This is a genomic window from Streptomyces ferrugineus (genome assembly GCF_015160855.1).
Lineage (GTDB): Bacteria > Actinomycetota > Actinomycetes > Streptomycetales > Streptomycetaceae > Streptomyces > Streptomyces ferrugineus.
The window spans coordinates 2,042,091-2,063,958 of sequence record NZ_CP063373.1 but is presented as its reverse complement, the minus strand read 5'-3'; the positions used below and the strand labels follow the sequence as shown (position 1 = coordinate 2,063,958).

19 protein-coding genes are annotated in these 21,868 nt (G+C 73.1%); 14 read left to right on the top strand and 5 right to left on the bottom strand.

Annotated features, from left to right (window positions below; translation table 11 throughout):
* The first annotated feature begins 1 nt into the window (after position 1).
* The 5 genes from IM697_RS09390 to IM697_RS09370 all read left to right on the top strand — a co-directional run bounded on the left by IM697_RS09390 (position 2) and on the right by IM697_RS09370 (position 5,150).
* Positions 2-646, top strand: coding sequence for a helix-turn-helix domain-containing protein (locus tag IM697_RS09390; protein WP_228044591.1), 645 nt, complete (start codon positions 2-4; stop codon positions 644-646).
* A gap of 157 nt (positions 647-803) precedes the next feature.
* Complete coding sequence (locus IM697_RS09385) at positions 804-1,310, top strand: toxin (RefSeq protein ID WP_194046471.1); 507 nt, start codon at positions 804-806, stop codon at positions 1,308-1,310.
* Positions 1,307-2,503: an MAB_1171c family putative transporter gene (locus IM697_RS09380; protein WP_194046469.1), complete on the top strand. Its 1,197-nt coding sequence runs from the start codon at positions 1,307-1,309 to the stop codon at positions 2,501-2,503. The genes IM697_RS09385 and IM697_RS09380 overlap by 4 nt, the downstream gene beginning before the upstream one ends.
* Positions 2,500-3,687 (top strand): MAB_1171c family putative transporter, encoded by a 1,188-nt coding sequence (locus IM697_RS09375; RefSeq protein ID WP_194046467.1) that lies wholly within the window; start codon positions 2,500-2,502, stop codon positions 3,685-3,687. Before IM697_RS09380 ends, IM697_RS09375 begins: the two co-directional genes overlap by 4 nt.
* 62 nt (positions 3,688-3,749) lie before the next feature.
* A complete protein-coding gene (locus IM697_RS09370; RefSeq protein WP_194046465.1) occupies positions 3,750-5,150 on the top strand; it encodes an NAD(P)/FAD-dependent oxidoreductase in 1,401 nt (466 codons plus the stop codon).
* A gap of 104 nt (positions 5,151-5,254) precedes the next feature.
* Here IM697_RS09370 and IM697_RS09365 read toward each other — a convergent pair whose 3' ends face one another.
* The 3 genes from IM697_RS09365 to IM697_RS09355 all read right to left on the bottom strand — a co-directional run bounded on the left by IM697_RS09365 (position 5,255) and on the right by IM697_RS09355 (position 8,131).
* Positions 5,255-6,103, bottom strand: coding sequence for an SMP-30/gluconolactonase/LRE family protein (locus IM697_RS09365; RefSeq protein WP_194046463.1), 849 nt, complete (start codon positions 6,101-6,103; stop codon positions 5,255-5,257).
* Complete coding sequence (locus IM697_RS09360) at positions 6,100-6,873, bottom strand: IclR family transcriptional regulator (RefSeq protein ID WP_194046461.1); 774 nt, start codon at positions 6,871-6,873, stop codon at positions 6,100-6,102. The genes IM697_RS09365 and IM697_RS09360 overlap by 4 nt, the downstream gene beginning before the upstream one ends.
* 73 nt (positions 6,874-6,946) lie before the next feature.
* Positions 6,947-8,131, bottom strand: coding sequence for a nuclear transport factor 2 family protein (locus IM697_RS09355; RefSeq protein ID WP_194046459.1), 1,185 nt, complete (start codon positions 8,129-8,131; stop codon positions 6,947-6,949).
* A 95-nt stretch (positions 8,132-8,226) separates the two neighbouring features.
* Here IM697_RS09355 and IM697_RS09350 point away from each other — a divergent pair, with 95 nt between their 5' ends.
* From IM697_RS09350 to IM697_RS09340, 3 genes are all read left to right on the top strand, one after another.
* The gene (locus IM697_RS09350; RefSeq protein WP_194046457.1) at positions 8,227-9,147 is read left to right on the top strand and encodes a LysR family transcriptional regulator; all 921 of its coding nucleotides are present in this window, start codon (positions 8,227-8,229) and stop codon (positions 9,145-9,147) included.
* A gap of 118 nt (positions 9,148-9,265) precedes the next feature.
* On the top strand, positions 9,266-9,835 hold the full coding sequence (locus IM697_RS09345) for a DUF2269 domain-containing protein (RefSeq protein ID WP_194046455.1): 570 nt from the start codon (positions 9,266-9,268) through the stop codon (positions 9,833-9,835).
* 81 nt (positions 9,836-9,916) lie between these two features.
* Positions 9,917-10,387: a hypothetical protein gene (locus IM697_RS09340; RefSeq protein WP_228044589.1), complete on the top strand. Its 471-nt coding sequence runs from the start codon at positions 9,917-9,919 to the stop codon at positions 10,385-10,387.
* Here IM697_RS09340 and IM697_RS09335 read toward each other — a convergent pair.
* On the bottom strand, positions 10,357-11,637 hold the full coding sequence (locus tag IM697_RS09335) for a PucR family transcriptional regulator (RefSeq protein ID WP_194046453.1): 1,281 nt from the start codon (positions 11,635-11,637) through the stop codon (positions 10,357-10,359). The two genes, IM697_RS09340 and IM697_RS09335, sit on opposite strands and share 31 nt — an antisense overlap.
* 2 nt (positions 11,638-11,639) lie before the next feature.
* The gene (locus IM697_RS09330; protein WP_194046451.1) at positions 11,640-11,792 is read right to left on the bottom strand and encodes a hypothetical protein; all 153 of its coding nucleotides are present in this window, start codon (positions 11,790-11,792) and stop codon (positions 11,640-11,642) included.
* A 213-nt stretch (positions 11,793-12,005) separates the two neighbouring features.
* On the opposite strand from IM697_RS09330, the gene pgfA reads away from it, so the two are divergent.
* From pgfA to IM697_RS09300, 6 genes are all read left to right on the top strand, one after another.
* A complete protein-coding gene (gene pgfA / locus IM697_RS09325) occupies positions 12,006-12,992 on the top strand; it encodes a cell envelope lipid trafficking protein PgfA (RefSeq protein WP_194046449.1) in 987 nt (328 codons plus the stop codon).
* Between the two features lie 217 nt (positions 12,993-13,209).
* On the top strand, positions 13,210-14,358 hold the full coding sequence (locus IM697_RS09320) for a glycosyltransferase family 4 protein (RefSeq protein ID WP_194046447.1): 1,149 nt from the start codon (positions 13,210-13,212) through the stop codon (positions 14,356-14,358).
* A gap of 28 nt (positions 14,359-14,386) precedes the next feature.
* The gene (locus tag IM697_RS09315; protein WP_194046445.1) at positions 14,387-15,178 is read left to right on the top strand and encodes a class I SAM-dependent methyltransferase; all 792 of its coding nucleotides are present in this window, start codon (positions 14,387-14,389) and stop codon (positions 15,176-15,178) included.
* The gene (locus tag IM697_RS09310; protein WP_194046443.1) at positions 15,175-19,746 is read left to right on the top strand and encodes a DUF3367 domain-containing protein; all 4,572 of its coding nucleotides are present in this window, start codon (positions 15,175-15,177) and stop codon (positions 19,744-19,746) included. Before IM697_RS09315 ends, IM697_RS09310 begins: the two co-directional genes overlap by 4 nt.
* Positions 19,743-21,134 (top strand): condensation protein, encoded by a 1,392-nt coding sequence (locus IM697_RS09305; protein WP_194046441.1) that lies wholly within the window; start codon positions 19,743-19,745, stop codon positions 21,132-21,134. Before IM697_RS09310 ends, IM697_RS09305 begins: the two co-directional genes overlap by 4 nt.
* Positions 21,131-21,868, top strand: coding sequence for a class I SAM-dependent methyltransferase (locus IM697_RS09300; RefSeq protein WP_194046439.1), 738 nt, complete (start codon positions 21,131-21,133; stop codon positions 21,866-21,868). The genes IM697_RS09305 and IM697_RS09300 overlap by 4 nt, the downstream gene beginning before the upstream one ends.

Sequence of the window (21,868 nt, the reverse complement as noted above, 5' to 3'; positions counted from 1 at the left end):
CGTGAGCCCAGCCAACGATCCGGCGAACGCGCCCAGGGAGAACGGGGAGACCTCGGTGACCGACGCCCACGCTTCGCTCGCCGAACTGCGCGAGCGCCTGGAGGAGTTGACCGGACAGCCGGGCCGGCTGGCCGAGGTGCTGGACGTGCCGGAGCTGTCGTACGCCACCGGCGTCCCCGCGGACACGGTCACGGCGCTGCTGGCCGGTCGCAGCGTGCCGGAGACGAGCCTGGGCGACCGCGTCCGGCAGCGGCTCGACTTCCTGCGCGAGACCCGGCGCCGCCCCGACGGCAAGCGCTACTCCCTCGACGAACTGGCCAAAATCGCCGGCACCAGCAGGCAGTGGCTGAGCGAGTGGCGCAGGAGCGGACTGCCCAGCCTGGAGCACGCCGACCGGATCCGCCGCCACTTCGACCTGCCCGCCGGCTTCTTCACCGCCGACGAGGCCGAGGCCCTGCACGCCGCCCTCCAGCCGGTACTGGGCGGCCTGGAGGCCAAGGCCGACCCACTGGCCCCGCTGCGCACCCCCGGCTTCTACCGGCTGGCCCGCCGCGCACCGCACATGTCGCCGCGCAAGCTCCAGGCCCTGGCCGAATGGGCCGAGATGATCACGGAGCGGAACCCGGCGGAGGACGAGGACATCTAGGGCGGGTGTCGAATGTCCCGCCGGACGCCCCGGCGTTGGCCGTGTTCGGCTCGGTTTCGGCCATCCCTGGCCGGGCGCGGGTGCGGGAGGTGGCTGAGGCGACGGACGACTTGGCATATTGCACAGGGTCGAACGTCCAGCAGCCACGGGGAGAACCGTGCGTACGAACAGGGAGATGCGTCGCCTCGCCGACGCCCTCATCGGCCCCATCCGGGTGCCCGTCCCCGCGGACCCCGAGACCCTGTTCCAGGCGGTCGTCGACTCGGCGGTCCAGTGGCGCGGACGCCCCATCGTGGTGCACCGGGAGGTGTTCCCGCCGCACACCGCCAGCGGGCTGTGGCTGGAGCGCGAGACGCATGACGACGTCATCGTCGACAAGCGGGCCGCCGTATGGCACCAGATAGTGATCTTCTGCCATGAGGTGTGGCACATGCACCAGCGGCGCGGCACCGGCACCGGCGCGGGGGAGCAACCCGCCGCCGCCCGCAGCGACTTCACGCTCGCCGACGAACAAGAGGCCGACCGCTTCGGCATGCTGATGGGCCGCCGGCTGCGCACCTGGCTGGAGGCCTCCGCCGACTCGGTGTTCGCGGCCGGCACCGACGACCAGGACCTCGCCGGACGCATCGGGGCCGCCCTCAACTACCGGGGCACCCGCGGATGACCGGCCTGATCGCCTACGTGAGCTGCGCCGTGCTGTGGCTCGGCCTGCTGGTGCGCGCCCCGGACCTGCTCCGCCACCGGCACGACCCCTATCTGCGCACCCTGTGTGCCGTGCTGGGCCTGGCCGGCCTGTGCTTCTTCCTCGGCTCCCCGCCCACCGTCGGCGCCGTCAACCGCCTCAGCGGCATCCCCAACCTCGCGGCCCCGCTGACGTACGTGGCGATCACCGCCTACGGCGCCGCCTCGCAGATCCTGGTCGCCCTGTGGCGGGGCGGGCCGGGCGCGCGCCGCACCGCCCGCCGCTGGGTCGCCGGCTACGCCGGTGTGGTGCTGTGCATCGCGGTGCTGTTCGCGCTGGGCGATGCCGCGGTGGAGCGCCGCGAGGACCTGGACACGTACTACGCGACGACGCCCTACCTGCGCGAGATGATCCTGCTCTATCTGGCCGGGCATCTCACCGCCGTCACCATCACCGCGGTCTCCGCGCTGCGCTGGGCCCGCGAGGTGCGCGGCCCGCTGCGCGCGGGACTGGTCACGCTGGGGGCCGGAGCGGTGTGCGGCGCCGGGTACAGCGGGTCCAAGCTCGTCGCCGTGACCGCCCGCTGGACCGGGCGCGACTGGGCGGCGCTGGCCACCCAGGGCGCCCCGGTCGCCGCGGGCACGGCCGCCCTGCTGACGGTGGCCGGCGTGCTGATCCCGCTGGCCGGACCCCGGCTCATCGAGTGGCGGCGGGCCCGGCGGACGTACGTACGCCTGGAGCCCCTGGAGCGGGAGCTGGACGAGATCCTCGCCCGCCGCCGGCTGCGACTGCCGCGCCCGCGCTGGTCCTCCCCCGTCACCCGGCTGGTCTGGCGCCAGACCAGCATCCACAACGCGCTCAGCCACCTGGACGCCTACGTCGACCGGGAGTTGTACGACACCACGCGCGAGGCCGCCCTGCGCACGACCGGCGACCCGGAGCGGGCGGCGGCGACGGCGTGGGCCGCGGTGATCCGGGCGGCGGCCAGGGTGTGCATGGCGGACCGGGCGGGCCGCGACGCACCGCTCGGGGCGGTGTACGCCGGTGAGTCGGAGTGGTTCCAGCAGCGGGCGCCCGGCCCGGACGCGCTGGTGCGTATCGCGGACGCGCTGGTCACCTCGCCGCTGGTGCGCGGGGCGTTGACACCGGCGGTGGAACGGAGCTCCCCCGTATGAGTCTCGTGGTCTATCTGGCGGCCGCCGTCCTCGCGCTGTCCGCCGCCGTACTGTTCCGGCGCCCGAACACGGCCGTCGGCAAGCCCTCGGGGCTGCGCAACGCGCTGACCGTGTCCACCTGCGTGGCGATCGCGCTCGGCGCCGTGGTGTTCCTCTGCTCGGCGCCGATGACCCTGGCCGCCGTCAACGACCTCACCGGCGTCCCCAACTTCGGCGCACCGCTGACATACGGGCTGCTCTCGGCGTACAGCTGCTCGCTGCTGATCCTGCTGATCAACTGGCGGGGCGGGCCCCGCGAGCGGGTACGGCGGCTGGTGCTGCGCTGCATCGCCGTGTACGGCCCGCTGATCGTGGCCATCGTGGTGCTGTTCGCGCTGGCGGACGCGCGGGTGGAGCGGCTGAACGACCTCGACACGTACTACGCCAACACCCCCGGCATGCGCGAGATGATCGTGCTGTACCTGCTCGGGCACACCGCGGCCATCGTGGCGATGACGGTGGTGTGCGTGCGCTGGGGCCGGGAGGTCACCGGGCTGCTCAGGGCGGGCCTGTGGCTGATCTTCGTGGGGGCACTGCTGGACCTGGTGGGGTTCCAGCTCACCAAGTACACGGCCGTGGTGGCCCGTTGGACGGGCCATGACCTGGACTTCCTCTCCACCCGGGTGGCCCCGCCGATGGCCGCGCTGGCCGCCCTGACCTGTTCCGCCGGGTTCGTGCTGCCGCGGCTGCTGCCGGCCGCCGTGGGGCACTGGCGCGGGCTGCGCGACTACCGGCGCCTGGACCCGCTGTGGCTCCGGGTGGGTTTCGTGTCGACCGCCCCCAAACCGCCCTCCGCCTGGTGGCAGTCGCCCGCCGAGCGCCTGCACTGCCGTGAAGTGGCCATCCATGACGCCCTGTTGGCGCTGGCACCGTACTTCGACGACCGGGTGCGCGAGCGGGCGCTGTCGGCCGCGCTGGCCGAGGGCCGCTCCGCGCACCAGGCGCGGGTCGCCGCGGAGGCCGCCATGCTCGCCGCGGCGGCCCGCCGGGCGGCGGCACACGAGGAGCCGCTGCGGACGCCGAGCACCGGCCGACTGCACGCCACGGAGGTGTCCGGGGCGGGCGGGCTGGTGGAGTTGGCGCAGGCACTGGGGGGATCGGATGCCGCGGGGACGATGCGTGAAGGTACGGTTAAGGCCTTCTGAAGTGCCACGAGTTGCCGTCGATCCGTCATGCCCAGGTCCGCTCGGCTGAGTGCGAGGAACCCATGTCGCGTAGAGCTGTCGTCATCGGTGCGGGACTGGCCGGCATGCTGGCCGCGGCGGCGCTGTCCACCGTCGCGGACGAGGTGGTCGTACTCGACCGGGACGAGCTGCCCGACGGGCCGGAGCACCGCAAGGGCCTGCCGCAGGGACGCCACGCGCATCTGCTGATGGCCGGCGGGCTGGCCGCGATGGAGGACCTGGTGCCGGGCGTGAGCATGCGGGGGCATCTGCTCGCCGCCGGTGCGCACGAGATCCCGCTCGGCTCGGGCATGGTCGCCCTCACCCCCGAGGGCTGGTTCCGGCGCTGGCGGCATCCCGGACCGCACATGCTGACGTGCACCCGGGCGCTGCTGGACTGGGCGATACGGGTCGCGGTGCTGGCCAACACCGGCGTCGAGATCCGCAAGGGCCAGGCGCTGGAGCTGACCGGCACGCGCGAGCGGGTCACCGGGCTGCGCGTCTCGACCGGCGCCGGGGAGGAGGAACTCGCCGCCGATTTCGTGGTGGACGCCGCCGGACGGGGCTCACGGGCCGTCAAATGGCTGGCGGGGCTGGGAATTTCGGACGTCCGGGAGAAGACGGTGGACGCCGGGCTGGTGAACGCCACCCGCCTCTACCGCACCCCCGTCGGCGCCGCGCGCTTCCCGCTGACCATAGTGCAGGCCAACCCCTATCTCGGCCGGCCCGGCCGCAGCGGGATGATGCTGCCCATCGAGGGCGACCGCTGGATGGTGAGCCTCGCCGGCACCCGGGGCGGCGGTGAGCCGCCGGCGGACCCGGACGCCTTCCTGCGCTACGCCCTCGACCTGCCCGACCCGATCGTCGGCCGGCTGGTCTCCGGTGCCGAGCCGCTCACCGACGTCCATGTCAGCCGCAGCACCAGCAACCACCGCCGCTATCTGGAGAAGACCCGCCACTGGCCCGAGCGGTTCGTCGTCCTCGGCGACGCGCTGGCCACCTTCAACCCGGCGTACGGTCAGGGCATGTCGGTGGCGGCGATGGGCGCGCAGGTGCTGGCCCGGGAGCTGCGGGAGGCGGGACTGACCGGGGCCGGACTGGCCCGGCGGGTGCAGCGGACGGCGGCGCGGTCGGTGGAGGGGGCGTGGACGATGGCGGTCAGCCAGGACGTGTGGTTCCCCGGGACCCGGGGCGGCTCGCCCGGACTCGCGGACCGCCTGGTCACGGCGTACACCCGCCGCATGATCCGCACGGCGACCGGTTCGTACACGGCGGCGTCGGCGGTCTGGGACGTGACGAGCATGACGACGGGGCCGACGCGACTGCTGCGCCCGTCGACGGTACTGGCGACGCTGAACGGGCCGCCGCTGCCGCCGGCGGTCGGGGCCCCGCTGACGAAACAGGAGCGGGAGATCCTGCGGGACCTGGACCGCACGGGCACCTGACGGCCGTCCGACGGGCACGGGCACCCGGCGGCATCGGCGCGGCGCCGAGAAGGCGAGGCCACCGGAGTACGGCGCCCTCACCTCCCGGAACCGATTCCCTCCCGTCAGCCGGCGAAGGCGGGCTGTGCCAGCCCCTCGCCCGCGCCGGGCACGACGAGCAGCGAGCCCGCCAGCGGCGGCGGGGCCGCCAGTCCGACCCGGGCCGTCGTGATGTACAGGTCGGTCAGTCCGGGCCCGGCGAACGCGCACGCGGTCACCCGGGGCACCGGAAGCTCGATCACCCGGTCCAGCTCCCCGCCCGGTGTGTAGCGGCGTACGGCCGAGCCCTCCCACAGGGCCACCCACACGCACCCGTCGGCGTCCACGGTCAGCCCGTCGGGGAACCCGGCGCCGTCCTCGATCTCGACGAAGGGCCGTCGGCCGGTGACGCCGCCGTCCGCGTGGTCGAAGACGTCGATGCGCCGCGTGGGCGAGTCGATGTAGTACATGAGGCTGCCGTCCGGGCTCCAGCCGGTGCCGTTGCTGACCGCCACGTCGTCGAGTACGACGTCGACCGCCCCGGCACCGGTGAGCCGGGACAGCGTCCCGCCGCCCGGGGCCTCGTCGTAGCGCATGGTGCCCGCCCACAGGGCGCCGTCGGGGGCGACGGCGGCGTCGTTGGCGCGGCGGCCGGGGACGGGCTCGTGGTGCAGCCAGCGGAAGGTGTCGTCGGGGTCGAGCAGCCCCACGCCGTCCCGGAGGTTGAGGACGAGCCCGCCGCCGGCGCGGGGCTTGACGGCGCCGACGTGCTGGGGCGTCGTACGGACGCTCCGCCGCCCCGAGACGGGGTCGAACGTGTGGATCCGACTCCCCAGGATGTCGATCCACAGCAGCCGCCCGTGGTCCGCGTCCCAGGTCGGCCCCTCGCCGAGCTCCGCCTCCGCCCGGACCGCGACCTCGTAGCGGGTGTTCATGCCACGCTCCGGTGTCCGAGACGCTCCGACAGTTCCGCGGCGCCCTTGGCGGCGAGCTGCTCCAGCTCGGCGCGGCGCTCGTCGCTCCAGCGGATCATGGGGACGGAGATGGAGAGGGCGGCGACGACCTGCCCGGTCCGGTCCTTCACCGGCGCGGCCACGCACGACACGTCCGGGTTGGACTCCCGGCTCTCGACGGCGATCCCACGCTGCCGGATCGTGGCGAGGGCCTCGCGCAGCGCGCCCGGGTCGGTGATGCTGTTCGGTGTCATGGCGACGAGCTCGGCGCCGTCGGGGACGCGGGAGCCGAGTTCCGACTCGGGAAGGGAGGCCAGCAGCATCTTGCCGACGGACGTGCAGTGCGCGGGCAGCCGGCGCCCGGCCGCGGACACCATGCGCACGGCGTGCGTGGAGTCGACCTTGGCGATGTAGATGACGTCGGTGCCTTCGAGGATCGCCACGTGCACGGTCTCGTCACAGGTCTCCGCGACGGAGCGCGCCACCTGCTGCCCCTCGGCCGCGAGGTCGAGCTGCTCGGCGTACCGGCTGCCGAGCTGGTACGGCCGTACGCCCAGCCGGTACCGTCCCGGCTGACCCGGGACCTGGACGATGTAAGACCGGGCTGCGAGTGTGGTGACCAGCTCGTGCACGGTGGTGCGCGGAAGCTGGAGCTTGCGCACGATGTCAGGGGCGGAGAGCGTGCCGTCCCCGTCGAGGAAGAGCTCGAGGATGTCGAGAGCCCGGGTCACGGCTGGTACGAGGCGTCCCACGTCCGGCCCCCTCCCTTGGGTGTCAGTAGCTGCGTTCGAGATTTCAACAGCCGATCGGAATAACGAACACAGGCTAGCGCTTTTCCCTTGGGATCTGTAGGGATGGGTGTCGGTGGTAGGCCTTGTTGGCGATGCGCCAGCCGTCGTCGACGCGGACCAGCAGGAAGATGTCGGTGAACGTGTCTGTGCCGTGCGACAGCGTCATGGTCGCGGTCGCGACGGTGCCATGGACGTCGACGACGTCGATGCGGCGGGAGCGGGTCGGTTCGTCCGGGGCCGACCGGCCCGGAAAGAGAGCGCAGTACTCGTCCAGGCGCCACGAGACGAATGCGCCGTCCCGGATGCCCTCGATGTGGGCGGTGGGCAGGAACGCGTCGCGGAAGTGGGTTGGATCACCGGTGGCGTGTCCGCGGATGTAGGCGCGGAGCGGTTCGAGCACGGCGTCCTCCACGGCCGGGACCGTGGCGGCAACAGCAATGTCGCTCTCGGGGTCGGCAGGGGTGTCGACCAGACGGGCCGCGCTGCGCAGGGGTGTGTCGGACGCGTCGGCCAGTACGGCCATGTCCTTGGCCAGCGCGCCAATCGTGAATTCCGCGGTGGCGGCGCCCGGCTGGTCGGCGAGGAAGGGCCGTTTGCGGGCCACGAGCCCGCCGAGCCGGCCGAGTTCGAGGATGTCCAGCACCTGGCCACGGGGCAGGCCGAGGGCGTCGGCCTGCCGCAGCGAGTCGCGCAGCGCGAGGACGGCGCCGGCGAGGCTGTTGTTGGCGATCAGCTTGAGCGCGGCGGCGGTGCGGACGTCATCGACGTGCCGGACGGTGCCCAGCGCTTCCAGAACCGGCCGCGCCCGCTCGAGCGCGTCTTGACCGGCGGCGGCGAGAATCTGCAGCGCGCCGACAGCCACCGCCGGCACAGAGCCGAGCACGGGTGCGTGGACGTAGGCCGGGCCGAGTCGCCGGGCCAGCTCCGACGCCTCGGCGGGGGCGATGGTGCTGGTGTTCAGCACCACCGCGTCCGTGCGCAGCCTGTCACGGACGTCATCGAGGACCTGTCGGCAGGCGGGGCCGTCGAACAACGCCAGGAGCACGAGGTCGGCCTTCGCCACGGCGTCGTTCGGATCGCCGGTCGTCCTGACGGCACCTGACGCGCGCCCGGAGCGGGTCCAGCCGACGACGTCCCAGCCCCGGGCGTCCAGTCGGGTCGCGATCGCCTCACCCATGCGCCCCAGGCCGAGGACGGCGATCGTATGCGGTGTGGTCATGTGCGCCAGCGTGGTGCACGCCGAGGGCTGCGACAAGCGCGGACTTCGCAGGACAGCCCTGCGGAACTCGCATACCGGACGCGCATACTGACGCCATGGATCTGACGGTGTGGCGAACCTTCGTGACCGTGTGCCGCCTCGGGTCGCTGTCGGCGGCGGCCGCCGAGCTCCATCACACGCAGTCGGCCGTCTCCCGGCAGATCGCCGGGCTGGAGCGGCAACTCGGCGTGCCTCTGATGGAGCGTCATGCGCGCGGTGTGCGCCCGACGCCGGCCGGCGAGGTGTTCCGGCACCACGCTCTGGCCACCCTCAACGAGGCCGACCGCGCCGTACGCGCCGCGCGAGACGCCGGCGACGGGGCGTTCAGACGGCCGCTGGCCGTCGGCGCGACGCCCTCTCTTGCCGCGGGGATCGTCCCCGAGGCCGTCCGGGCCCTGCTGAAGCAAGCCGGATCCCTCCGGTGGAGCCTGCTCCCCGGTCTGAGCGCCCAACTGCACCACCGCGTGATCACCGGTGATCTCGACATCGCCGTCGTCACCGACGCACCGCCAGGACTGCCCGATGACCCGCGGGTCGAGCGCCGGTTCCTCGGGCTGGACGACATGGTCGTCGCACTGCCCGTCGACCATCCACGGGCTGGGTGCGGCCCGGTGCGCATACAGACGCTGGCCGACGAGACCTGGGCCGAGGACAACGACGGCTCGGCAGCGCTCCTTGGTCAGCACGCCGCCCGCGCCGGAGTCAGCGCCCGCATCGACCTCGCCGCGGCCGACCTGCCCGGCAAGCTGGCGCTGGTCGCGACCGGTCACGCCATCGCGCTGATACCCGGGGTGCTGACGCGCGCACTGCGCACCGATGTCACCACCGTGGACCTCGTCGATCCCCCGAACCGCGGCATCTACACGATCACACCGCGTCGCGACCCCCACCCCTGCGCAGCGCCCCTGCGCGACCAGTTCGCCACCGCCTTCGCCTGCGCCCGTCCCGCCCAGGCCGCCCACCGGCCGACCGCATGACGGACTCGTGAGACCCGCCGGCGGCTGCGGGGAACGCGGCTTGTACGCCGACGTCAGTACACGGGGTTACTCCCGCTGTCAGACGTGCTCGCCGCGCGCGCCCGGCACGGTGTTGTCCATGTCTTCTACGTCCTCCGCATCCGCCAAGAAACTGAGCCGCCCCGCCCGCCGGGCCGCCCTCGTCGTCCATGTCGTCGCCTCCGCGAGCTGGCTCGGGCTCACGGTCGGGCTGCTCGCGCTCGCGATCACCGCGGGCGCGACCGGGTCCGCGGTGACCGTGGAGGCGTCCGTGCGGGCCATGAAGCTGTTCGCCGACTGGCTCCTGCTGCCCGTCGCGTTCCTCACGCTGGTCAGCGGACTCGTGCTGTCCCTGGGCACACAGTGGGGGCTGGCACGGCACCGGTGGGTCTACGTCAAGTTCTGGCTGACCCTCGCCACGACCGCCGCCACGGCCTTCGCCCTGCGCCCCGGCCTGGGCACCACCGTCAGCGCCGTGGCCGCCGGCGAGCCGCTGCCCGATCCGGGTGACCTGATGATGGGGCCGATCGTGTCGCTGTCGGCGTATGTGTTCATGACGGTGATCTCGGTCCTGAAGCCGTGGGGGCTGACGCGACGAGGGCGGCGGCTGCGCGACGCGTCCACCCGTCGGCGCAACGGCAACACCGAGCCGGTCCGTCAGGCGGCGTGACGGGCTCTGCGGGGCGGCAACATCCGGTCTCCCGGCGGCAACCTGGAGGTGAAGTCCCGTCCCCCACCAAGGGAGTTCGCCATGCGCACCCGCTTAGCCCGGCTCGGCACCGTCACCGCCGCCCCGGCCCAGGCCGCCGACCAGTGGAACCCGCCCGCCCACCTGGTCCAGCCCCTCGACGAGGTCTGGAACCACGTCGAGTCGACCTACCCCGACCTCTACGGCTTCCGCAACTACGGCTGGGACCAGGTCATGGCCAACCGGGGCAGCGTCAACTACTGCGTCCGCCGGGAGTCCGACGCCCCCGTCAGCGCCGCCCTGCGCGACCGGATCCACACCGCGCTGGCGACGGCGGCGGGCACAACGCCTGGCCGTACACGAGCGTGGGGGCGCCCCGCAGTGCGCGCCCGACTGCGGACGCTTCCTCCAGGTCGGGCACACCTTCGAGCTCGACGACTTCTACGACTGGACCCCGACCGGCCAGTGCTGCTTTTTGATGAAGGCCGGTTCCGCCGCGCAGATCACCGAGTTCGACCCGTGGATGTCCCGTGACTTCTGGCGGCATCTGAAGAGCCGAGCACCCCCCTCAACCGCTGGGCCCGCAACACCAGTTCCAGCTCGAACCGCCGGTCCGGGTCGTCCATCTCCTCGCCCCACAGCTCCCGGAGCTGGCGCAGCCGATAGCGGACCGTCTGGGGATGCACCCCCAGGCGGGCCGCCACCTCCGGGGCCCCGCCCCTGGTCTCCAGCCACGCCAGCAACGTCTCCGCGAGCCGCCGCCCGTGCGTGGGCCCGCACTGCTCCAGCGGCGCCAGACACCGCACCGCCAGATCGTCGATCAGCTCCTCGGGCTGGAGCAGGACCAGTGCCTCGGTGTGCTCGGTGCAGTACAGGACCTCACCGGCCGGCAGCAGCCGCCGCTCCATCAGGCGTACGGCGGCCTCGGCCCAGCGCAGTGACTTCGCCGCGTCGGCCAGCGGCACCGGGGGCCCGATCGCCCCCGACCAGCCGCACAGCGCCCGGTGCAGCAGCTCGGGGCGGCCGGCGGCGTCCGGCTCGGGCACGACCATGCGCGGCCGCTCGTACTCCAGGTCCAGCAGCACCCCCTGCCCCACGGCCGGGGCCACCGCCTCCCGCGCCGGGCGCAGCAGCACGCCCACCGCGACCTTCTCGGGCAGCGGCCAGCCGATCCGGGCGGCGCGCTCCGACAGGGCGTCGGCCGGGTCGCCCCGGTGGTGTTCGGCGAGCAGCAGTTCCATCAGGCGGCGCTGGAGGCGAAGCCGCTCGCCCGCCTGGCGCGCCGCCGCCTCGGCGTAGCCGCGCACCGACTGATCGACCAGGCCGTCCAGATACTCGTAGCCCGCGTCCACCAGCTCGTACATCGCGGGCGGCGGGATGTCGACGCGCTGCCCGATCTCGGCGAAGCGGCGCCAGGCCAGCCGTACGCCCATCCGGTAGATCGCCTGGAGGGAGTCGAGGGAGCGGCCGTTGAGGCCCTCGCCGCGGCCGAACTCCTGGAAGACGCCGGGTGGCACGGTCGGGCGGCCCTCCGAGGTCTCCAGGTGCTGGACGAACACCTCGATCGCGCGCCGGATGCCGACCAGGGCCATCGGCTCGCCCGACTCGTCCAGGACGACCGGCAGATGCGGGTACTCGCGCTGGATCTCGCGCAGGATCTGCTCGGCGAGGTTCGGCGCGTCGGCCATGGCCAGCTCCGCGAAGCGGCGGACCTGGTAGCGGGGCACGTCGTGCCAGGCCGAGCGGGCCACGGCGGCGGGTGCCGGGGAGCGGGTGGCGGCCACGGTCAGCTCCCCTGGCCGGCTTGCTCGTAGGTGATCAAGGGCGTGTTCGGCTGGTCGGGCGTCGCTTCCAGCAGCGCGACGACACCGAGCGCGGCACCCACCGCGAGTACGGCGGCGAGCGCGACGGTCAGCACGGCGGCGAGCGGTCTGGGCATCGCAGGGTCAGCCTCTCTGTCCGGAGGTCGTCCCCACCCCGGTGTCGCCTGCCCGACCCCTGCCTGTGGGCCCAGTCTCGACAAGCCGTGTCAGCCCGTCAAGACATTGACACTCCGTCAATGGGCGCCTACGGTTCCCGGCCCAAGAACGGCCAGGCAACGACCGTGCACCGAGTATGCCTCGACCATGCGTCAACCCCCCAGGAGTGCCGGATGCGCCGTACAGCCTCTCCCCTTTCGCTGATCCTGCTGGGCCTCGGCACATTTCTGCTGGTACTGGCGCCCATGCTCGCCTGGTACGTGGCCCCGCGTGCCGCCGTGAACCCGATCGACATCGACACCACAGCCGTTTACAAAGGCACCGGGAGTGTCTTCGACACCGAGAAGATCGAGACCGTGCCGGACCAGACGATCACCGTCACCCAGCGGGTGCGCGGCGACGTCGCGGCGAGCGAGCGCAGCGGCGACGCCGTGTGGGACGTGATCACCACCGTCGACACCGACAAGTCGCTGCCGGCCGCCGATCCGCACGACGCGCTGGACTTCGCCCCGCACCGCTGGGTGATGGACCGCAGGACCACCCGGCCGGTGCACTGCTGTGGCGAAAAGCCGTACATCGAGGGCGAGGCCTATCTGAAGTTCCCCTTTGACGTGCAGAAACGCTCCTACCAGTGGTGGGACAACACCGGCGGGACCACGGTCACCATGCGCTACGACGGCACCGAGAAGGTCCAGGGCTACCGGGGCTACCGGTTCACCGCCACGGTCGCGCCCCGCAAGGTCGGCACCCGGCTCGTCCCCGGCACCCTCGTCGACCAGCCGAACCGCCCGCAGGTGCTGGCCGAGGAGTGGTACTCCAACCACGGGTTCAAGCTGGTCGTGGACCAGCGCACCGGCCGGGTGATCTACGCCCAGACCGGCCCGCGCCGCACCCTGCGGGCGCCCGGCGGCGACAAGGACGCGGCGGTGCTGCTGGACAGCGAGAAGATCGCGTTCACCACGGCCACGCAGAAGGAGGCCGTGCGGCAGGCGAAGCGGGACAGCGGGCTGCTGCGACTGGTGGGTGAAATCCTGCCGATCGGGGCCGCCGGTGCGGGATTCGTGCTTGCGGTGGTGGGTGGCGTTTTGGTGGTGCGAGGCCGAAAGCAGCCGGAATCTCCCGGTACGTCCGAGATGCCCCAGCCCTCACTCACAATGTGACGTGACGTCAGCTCTAACAAAGCCGGAAATTGTCACGCCGGTGAGTAGCCGTGGCGAACGGCGGGGCGAAAACTGTCCAACCCCACCCGGACACAGCCTGTCCACACCTCACGCAAGACGACCGAATCCAGCCAAGGAACCTTCGAATCCCCCACAGGAACCCAAACCCTCCCTCCCCCACACTGTGTTCCGCACCCTGAGACGAGTTGGAGCACCCATGCCCCAGCACGTGCCATCCCCGCTGCGCGCCAGTCTCCCCCCGGCGCCGCAGCACTCCCCGGCGCACCCCCCACATCCGCGCCGAATCGTTTTTCTCGCCCATCGTGACCTGGGCAACCGTTCCGCCGGCGGCTCCGAGCTGCTGGTCGACCGCCTCGCCGACGGCCTCACCCGACTCGGCCACCAGGTGACCCTGCTGTGCGGGGGTCCCGCGGCCTACCGCGACTACCGGGTCGTGTCGGCCGGTGGCGCCTACGACCACTATCTGCGCGCGAGATCCGCCTTCGCCCGTCAGGTCGGCGACTGCGATCTGCTGGTCGAGGTCTGCAACGGGGTGCCGTACTTCGCCCCCATGTGGCATCGCGGGCCGACGTTGTGCCTGGTCAACCATGTGCACACCGATCTGTGGCAGATGCGTCTCGGCGGGGCGTTGGCGCCTGCGGCTCGGCTTGGCCGAAGACTGGAGCACTGGGCGTTGACCGGTGCGCAGCATCGGGGGCTGCTGGTCGCCGTCTCTCCGTCCACCGCGCACGCGCTGCGGGCGATCGGGGTCGAACGAGATCGTATTCGGATCGTCCACAACGGCGTCGAGGAGCCCGGTCCACGGGCCGAGCGGTCGGACGAGCCGCTGTTCGTCGCCGTCGGGCGGCTCGTCGAGTACAAGCGGATCGATCTGCTGCTGCGGTTGTGGGAGCGGGTGCGGCCGGTCACCGGCGGCCGGCTGCTGATCGTCGGGGACGGGCCCGAGCGCGGGAGGTTGGAGGCGCTCGCCGGTCCCGGCGTCGAGTTCACGGGACACGTCTCCGAGGCGGAGAAGCACCGGCTGCTGTGTGCGGCGTGGCTGTTGCTGCATCCGTCCGCAGTGGAGGGGTGGGGGCTCGTCGTCACCGAGGCCGCGACCCGGGAGACGCCGACCGTCGCCTTTGATGTGCCCGGGCTTCGGGATTCCGTCGTGGACGGGGAGACGGGGGTGCTCGCGCGCGGGGAATCGTCGTTCGCGGCCGCGTGGTGCACGCTGGCGCTGTCGGGGCATCGGCGGGAGCTGATGGGCAAGGCGGCCCGGGACCGGGCGGCGGGTTATCGCTGGGATCGGACGGTGAGACAGTTTCGGGCGGTCGCGGCGGAAGCGGTGCGTCGTGGCGCCTAAACGCCGGGGTGGTTCGGTTGTTTCGCGAGTGCCGGTTGGTGGGGGCTGGTCGCGCAGTTCCCCGCGCCCCTACTCGGCATCACCGCCGCGGAGTTTCAAGGATCCGTCTCTCCGTCGCTCCCTCACCCTCTTCCGGGCCTTCCTGCACGAACAGGACGATCCCGAGTACTGCTACTCCCTTCTCGCCCGTGACGCCGCCGACCAGGTCGAGGCCTACGGCGGGCCCGTCGCCGGGCGTACCGTCGTGGACGTCGGTGGTGGGGGCGGGTACTTCACCGAGGAGTTCCGGCGTCGCGATGCGCAGGCGTTTCTCTTCGAGCCGGATGTGAGCGAGCTCGGTGAGAAGCCGCCCGAGGCGGCCGTTGTCGCCGACGGGTATCTGCTGCCGCTGCGGGACGGGGTCGCCGACGTCACGTTCTCCTCCAATGTGCTGGAGCACGTGGCCGATCCGCAGACCTTCCTGAGCGAGTTGGCCCGGGTGACCCGGCCCGGTGGGCTGATCTATGTGTCGTTCACCAACTGGCTGTCCCCGTGGGGCGGCCACGAGTGGGCCCCCTGGCACTACCTCGGTGCCGAGCGGGCCCGTGCGCGCTATCGGCGGCGGACCGGACGGGACGCCAAGCACACCCTCGGCGAGAACCTCTTCGCCGTGCACATCGGCACCACCCTGCGGCAGGTCCGCGCCCGTGACGACGTGGCGGTCGTCTCGGCGCGCTCCCGCTACTGGCCGTTCCTCGCGGAGGGCGTTGTGAAGGTGCCCGGCCTGCGCGAGTTCGCCACCTGGAACCTCCTCCTCATCCTCAGGCGGTGTCCACCATGACGACGACCACGGTCCAGGCTCCTCCCCCGGCAGCCGTGCCCACCTCCGCGCCCGCCTCCGGCCCGCCGGAGGGGCCGCGGTCGCGGCGCTGGCTGCTGGGGTTCTGGGCCGTGGTGTTCGTGCTGCTGCTGGCGGTGCAGCCGGGGCGGCAGACCTTCGACACCAAGCTGGGTGTGACCGTCGATCCCGGGCAGTTCTTCGCCGATCTCGGGCAGTTGTGGTCCGACGAGGGCAGCTTCGGCGGGATCCAGAACCAGTACTCGGGCTATCTGTGGCCGATGCTGCCGTTCTACTGGCTGGCCGATGTCGTACGGCTGCCGGTGTGGCTGGCGGAGCGGCTGTGGCTGTCGCTGATCGTGTCGGTGGCCTTCTGGGGTGCGCTGCGGCTGGCTGAGCGGCTGCGGGTGGGGAGCGGGGGGTCACGGCTGGTGGCGGCCGTCGCCTACGCCCTGTGGCCCGTCTTCACCATCGTCGTCGGGTCCACGTCGGCCGCCGCGCTGCCGGGCGCGTTTCTGCCGTGGGTGCTGCTGCCGCTGACCAATGAGCGGTACGCCGCGCGGGTCGCCGCGCTGCGGTCGGCGCTGATCATCCCCTTCATGGGGGGCGTCAACGCCGCCTCGACGCTTGCCTCGCTGCTGCCGGTCGGGCTGTATCTGCTGTCCCGGCCGCCCGGGCCGCGACAGCGGAAGCTGATCGCGTGGTGGGTGCCGGGGGTCGTGCTGGCGACCGCCTGGTGGGTGATCCCACTGCTGCTGCTCGGCGCGTACGGCGAGAACTTCCTTCCGTACGTGGAGAGTTCGCAGACCACGACCGAGACCATGGCGGCGACGGAGGCCCTGCGCGGGGCCGGGAACTGGGTCGCCTATCTGCACTTCGGGGACGCCTGGCTGCCGGCCGGATGGACCGTCGCCTCCTCGGCGATCGTGATCGTCTGCTCGGCGCTCGCGGCCGGACTGGGGCTCGCGGGGCTGGCGCGGCGGGACATGCCGGAGCGGCGGTGGCTGGTGCTGACCGTGGTGACGGTCGCGCTGATTCTGCTCGCCGGGTACGGCGGGAGGTTCGGGGCGCCCTTCCACGGGGTGGTGCAGGACTGGCTGGACGGCGGGCTCGTCCCCTTCCGGAACATCTACAAGTTCCAGACCGGGCTCGCGCTCGCCCTGGTGCTGGGGATCGCCCATCTGGCGGGCGTGGCGGCCGAGGCGCGCGGGGCGCGGCCGGTGCGGGGGCGGCGGTTCGCGCCGCTGGTCGTGGCCGTACTGGTGCTGCCCGGGCTGATGTGGCCGTATCTCAACGGCTCGATCCTCACCTCGGGTTCCTTCAAGGAGCTGCCCAAGTACTGGCAGGCCACGGCCGACTGGATGAAGAAGTACTCCCCCGACGCCCGCGCCCTCGTCGTCCCGGCCACCGCGCACGGCATCTACACCTGGGGCTCCACCATCGACCAGCCCCTCGACGTCCTCGCCGACTCGCGCTGGGCGCAGCGGGACTACGTGCCCTTCGGCACGCCCGGCAACCGGCGCGCGATGGACGCCGTCGAACAGGCGCTGACGAGCGGGGGCCAGGTGCCGGGGCTGGCCGATTACCTCAGCCGGGCGGGGGTGTACTACGTCGTCGTCCGCAACGACCTCGACCCCGACCAGATCGGTTCCGTGCCCACGACGACGGTGAAGCGGACCCTGGAACAGTCCGGGTACGAGCGGGTGACGGGCCTCGGGCCGGTGACGACCGGCGGGCAGATCGCCGCCGGCACCCCGCTCCAGGTGGAGGGGCTGTATCCACGGCAGCGGGCGGTGGAGATCTACCAGCCGGTGAGCGAGGACGTGCCGCGCCCGCACCAGGCCGGGCTGCGGCCGGTCGCCGACACGGCCGTCGTCTCCGGCGGCCCGGAGGCGCTGCTGCCGCTGGCGTCCGACCTGCGCGGCCGGGCGACGGTGCTGACCGGTGACAACCACCCCGGTCTCGGCTCGCCGCCCGTGCAGGTGGTCGGCGACGGGCTGCGGCGCGCGGACACCCGGTTCGGGCTGGTCAACGCCAACACGTCGTACACGTACACCCGCGACGAGCGCAACGCGCCGGACGCCGCCCAGGACGCGGGCGAGAAACCGCACCAGATCCTGCCCACCGCCGGCCGCGACCACCAGACGGTGGCCGAGCTGCGCGGCGCGCGGTCGGTGACGGCGTCCTCGTACGGAAGCTGGCTGTTCCATCTGCCGCAGTTCGACCCGGTGAACGCCTTCGACGGCAACCCGGACACGGCGTGGACCGAGGGCTCGGAGGGCTCGCCGGACGGTGAGTGGCTGCGGATCGCCTTCGCGGGCGGGTCGTACGACATGCCGTCGTCGTTCGAGGTGGCGCCGCTGCCGCAGGAGGGCGTGCGGGAGGCGCCGACGCGGGTGCGGGTGGAGACGGAGAAGGGGGCGGTGAGTTCGTTCCTGCGCCCGGACGGTACGGCGCAGTCGGTGAAGGCGCCTGCGGGCGAGACGAGTTGGATGAAGCTGACGATCACCGACTCGGTGTCCCGGCGGACGGGTCTGACCGGGGCGGGCTTCTCCGAGATCGCGCTGCCGGACGTGCAGGTGACCCGGCTGCTGCGGCTGCCCACCGACGCCGAGGGCTCCGGAGCCGACGCCGAGATCGTCTCCCTGTCCCGGGCGGCCGACCCGACCGGTCTGTCGCCGACGGGTACCGAGGCCGGACTGCACCGGCGCTTTTCGACCTCCGGCGCGGGGACGTACCAGGTGCGGGCCAGTGCCGTGCCGGTGGCGGGCGAGGAGCTGGACAAGCTGCTGTACGAGGTGGCGCCGGACCAGCGGAACCGGATCGAGGCGACCGCCGACTCCACGGCCCGGCTGGGCGCGGGGCTGTCGCCGCGCAACCTGACCGACGGCGACCTGACCACGGCGTGGATCGGGGGCGACCGGCCGACGATCCATCTGCGCTGGCCGGGCAAGCAGGCGGTCGGGGAACTGGTGCTGGCGCCGGCCGGGGGGCTGTCCACCCGCCCGACCGAGGTGCACATCAGCTCGCCGGACGGTGCGGTGATCGCCGGGGTCGACGAGAACGGCTGGGTGCGCTTCCCGCCCATCACGACCGACCGGCTCGACATCACCATCACCGACACGGCCCCGCTGACCCTCTACAACCCCATGGTGGGCGAGGACCTGCAACTGCCGGTGGGCCTGACGGAGGCCTATCTGCCGGCCCTCGACCAGTACCGCACCCCGCAGCCGAAGGGGTCGCGGCCGTTCTCGCTGCCGTGCGGGCAGGGGCCGGTGGTGTCGGTGGACGGCGAGCTGTACCGCACGAGCGTGAAGGGGACGGTCCGCGACCTGGTGGAGCGGCGCCAGGTGGCTGTGACGCTCTGTCAGCAGGGCCGGGACGACACCGAGTTGCGCCTGCCCGCCGGGGACCACTCGGTCGAGGCCGGTGACGCCGGACCGCTCGCCCTCACCGACGTCACGCTCACGCGCGGCACGGTGGGCGAGGCCGCGGCCGCCCCACGTGATCTGGACATACGGGACTGGCTCGGCGACCGGCGCGCGCTGAGCGTCGGCTCGGGGGCGGCGAGCTACCTGACGATGTACGAGAACTTCAACGACGGCTGGCGCGCCACGCTGAACGGCAAGGAACTGACGCCGGTGCGGCTGGACGGCTGGCAGCAGGGCTGGCGCGTCCCGGCGGGCGCCGGCGGCACGGTCGAGCTGTCGTACGAGCCGGCGGTGACCTACGAGGGCGGGCTGATCGGCAGCGCGGTCGGGCTCGCGCTGCTGGCCGGACTGGCGCTGTGGCGCCGCCGAGCCCCGAACCCCGACGAGCCGCAGCCCGCTCCGCCGCTGCCGGGGCTGTGGCTGGGCACGGTGGCCGTGACGGTGGTGGGCGTGCTGATCGCCGGCTGGTTCGCGCTGCTGGTGCCGGCGCTGGCGGTGGTGGCGTGGCGGAGGCACGCACTGCTGGTGCCGCTCGCGCTCGCGGCCCTCGCCGGGGCGGGAGTCGCCGCGGCTCTCGGAGCCGGAGAGCCGGTGGGAGCGCAAGAGGGCGCCTTCGGACCGGCGGCTCAACTACTGGCGTTGATCGGGCTGTTCGCCGCGGTGGTGGGGGTCCGGGAGCCGGAGGCGGCGCCGGGCACCGAAAGGCCGGGGGAGCCCACGGCCGGACCGAGAGCACCCGCCGAATTCGCGACCGGGCCGGCAGGGTCTGGTGGATCCCCGGCCGGACCGGCAGAACCGAGCGGGTTCCCGACCGGACCAGCAGAACCCGGCAGCCCTCCACCCAGCTCCGGAGCACCGGGCGGATCCGGCGCTGTGGTGCCGCCAGTCGCCGGGGTCGGTGGTTCGGGCTCCGGGGCGGTCTCGTCGGACGCGTCGGCGCCGCCCTTGCCGCAGCGGGAGCGGGGGCGCAGTCCGTTGGGTGACGAGTCGCCCGGCGCCTCCGGGCCGACCGTCTCCGCGCGCGGGCCCGGCGGGCCGGACCCCGATCCGACGACGGCACGCATCGCGCCGCGCAAACCGCGGTTCCGGGCGACCCGTCCTGAGGACGCCGACGACACCGGGAAGGGCGAGGCCACATGACCGCACTCCAGCAGCCCGCACGCGCCGAGGGCCCGCTGCGGCCACCGGCCCGTATCCCCTTCCCCGTCGTGGACGAGGTCGCCCGGCACTGCCTCCAGGAGGAGGAACCGGAGACGGTTCATATCGAGGTCCACCTCCCGGGACGGCTGGACCAGGGGCGGCTGCGCACCGCCTTCGCGCAGGCGTTGCGCCGGCATCCCCGGATTCTGATGCGGGAGGCGCCGGGGCGGTGGTACCGGCGCCGGTACGAGTGGGAGCTGACGGCGGAGCCGGACGTGGAGGTGGTGAGCTTCCTGGCGCCGGGGCGGGACGCGTTGCGGGATGCGCGGACCCGGGCGCTCACGGAGGCGCCGCCGTTGTCTCTTTCGCCGCCGATCAGGCTGGAGGCGGTGGAGGGGGCGGGGCCGGTCGAGGGCAGCGAGGCGACCGATGCCGTAGGTGTACGGCTGCGCGGAGCCGACGGTCCGCAGCCCCGCACGTCACACGGCACCGTTCTCTTCCTCACCATCAACCACACCGCCCTCGACGGCCCCGCCTGCCTCCGCGTCCTCGCCACCGCCGCCGAGCTCTACGGCGGCCGGGACAACTCCCCCGCCCGGGTGACCCCCGTCCGGACGGCGCAAGCCCCACCGCAGGCCGACCAGACCCCGTCCAACTGGTCACCCCCCGCCCGGGTGGCCCCCGGCACCCCCGAACCCTCCCCGGGCAACGGGATGCTCGTCACCGAACTCCCCCTCCCGCACCGCCCCAAGGGCTCCCCCTACACGGTCAACGACCAGCTCATGGTCACCACAGCCCTGACCATCGCCCACTGGAACAGGGAACACGGCGTCCGCCCCCGCCCCCTGCGCATCACCATGCCCGTGGACGACCGCCCCCGGGACGCCACCATGCCCATCGGCAACGGCACCCGACTGGTCGAAGTCCCCTTCACGCCCGAGGAGTTGGCAGCCCACGCCCCCGCCGACATGCCGGACCTGCTGCGCCGCACCGCCACCCGCACCCGCGCGCTCAAGTCCCTCCCCCGCCCCCAGCTCGGCCACGGCGCCTCCCTCCTCGCCACCCCATGGGCCCCCGTCGCCGTCCGCGCCGCCCTCACCCGCGGTCTGCGCAGAGCCGCCGCGCCCTGGACCTCCACGACCCTGCTCAGCAACATCGGCCGTATCCCCTACGCCCTGGACTTCGGCGAGGAGGCCGGCCGCGCGCACGCCGTGTGGTTCTCGGCGCCCGCCCGGATGCCGCGCGGCCTGACCGTCACCACCGCCTCGACCGCCGGCCGCCTCCACCTCGCCCTGCGCTGGTCACGGGCCCTGCTCAGCCACGGCGACGGCGCCCATCTGCGGGACCTCTTCGAGCACTACCTGCACGCCACGGAGGTGACCGCGTGACGACGACCGCGACCCCGCCCCCGAAGGACCTCCGCGACTTCTACGAGAACCCCGCCGTCCCCGTCGCCTCCGGCACCCCCCGCAGCCGCCGCCAGGCCCGCATGCTCGCCGAGGCCCTGGGACCGGCCGGCGACCGGCCCCGCACGATCCTCGACATCGGCTGCGGCGACGGCACCGCCGCGGCCACCGCCGCCCCCCTGCTGCCCGGCCACCGCATCATCGGCGTCGACTGGTCCCAGGACGCCCTGCGCCGGGCCCGCACCCGGATCCCGTACGCCGTGCGCGGTGAACTCACCGACGGCGGACTGCCGTTGCGGGCCGGATCCGCCGACGCCGTGCTGTTCAGCGAGGTCGTCGAGCATCTCGTCGACCCGGACGCCGCCCTGGACGAGATCCGCCGGGTGCTGCGCCCCGGCGGCCACCTGATGCTCTCCACTCCGAACCTGGCCGCCTGGTACAACCGCGCCCTGCTGCTGGCCGGGGTGCAGCCGGTGTTCTCGGAGGTCAGTCTGCGGGCGATCCACGGCCGGCCGGGGCGGGAGGTCGTAGGGCATCTGCGGCTCTACACCGCCCGTGCGCTGCGGGAGTTCGTCGCCGCGTCCGGCTTCGAGGTCGTACGCCTCGCGGGCGCGCCCTTCCACGGCGTACCGCGTCCGCTGCGGCCGATCGACCGGCTGGCCTGTGCCCGGCCGCCCCTCGCCTCGATCCTGCTGCTGCATGCCCGGAGGACGTAG

Bases quoted from the DNA above. Each gene is read 5' to 3' on its own strand.
- IM697_RS09380 (WP_194046469.1), top strand. From the start codon at position 1,307: ATGACCGGCCTGATCGCCTACGTGAGCTGCGCCGTGCTGTGGCTCGGC.
- IM697_RS09375 (WP_194046467.1), top strand. From the start codon at position 2,500: ATGAGTCTCGTGGTCTATCTGGCGGCCGCCGTCCTCGCGCTGTCCGCC.
- IM697_RS09370 (WP_194046465.1), top strand. From the start codon at position 3,750: ATGTCGCGTAGAGCTGTCGTCATCGGTGCGGGACTGGCCGGCATGCTG.
- IM697_RS09365 (WP_194046463.1), bottom strand. From the start codon at position 6,103: ATGAACACCCGCTACGAGGTCGCGGTCCGGGCGGAGGCGGAGCTCGGC.
- IM697_RS09355 (WP_194046459.1), bottom strand. From the start codon at position 8,131: ATGACCACACCGCATACGATCGCCGTCCTCGGCCTGGGGCGCATGGGT.
- IM697_RS09350 (WP_194046457.1), top strand. From the start codon at position 8,227: ATGGATCTGACGGTGTGGCGAACCTTCGTGACCGTGTGCCGCCTCGGG.
- IM697_RS09345 (WP_194046455.1), top strand. From the start codon at position 9,266: ATGTCTTCTACGTCCTCCGCATCCGCCAAGAAACTGAGCCGCCCCGCC.
- IM697_RS09340 (WP_228044589.1), top strand. From the start codon at position 9,917: ATGCGCACCCGCTTAGCCCGGCTCGGCACCGTCACCGCCGCCCCGGCC.
- IM697_RS09330 (WP_194046451.1), bottom strand. From the start codon at position 11,792: ATGCCCAGACCGCTCGCCGCCGTGCTGACCGTCGCGCTCGCCGCCGTA.
- pgfA (WP_194046449.1), top strand. From the start codon at position 12,006: ATGCGCCGTACAGCCTCTCCCCTTTCGCTGATCCTGCTGGGCCTCGGC.
- IM697_RS09320 (WP_194046447.1), top strand. From the start codon at position 13,210: ATGCCCCAGCACGTGCCATCCCCGCTGCGCGCCAGTCTCCCCCCGGCG.
- IM697_RS09310 (WP_194046443.1), top strand. From the start codon at position 15,175: ATGACGACGACCACGGTCCAGGCTCCTCCCCCGGCAGCCGTGCCCACC.
- IM697_RS09305 (WP_194046441.1), top strand. From the start codon at position 19,743: ATGACCGCACTCCAGCAGCCCGCACGCGCCGAGGGCCCGCTGCGGCCA.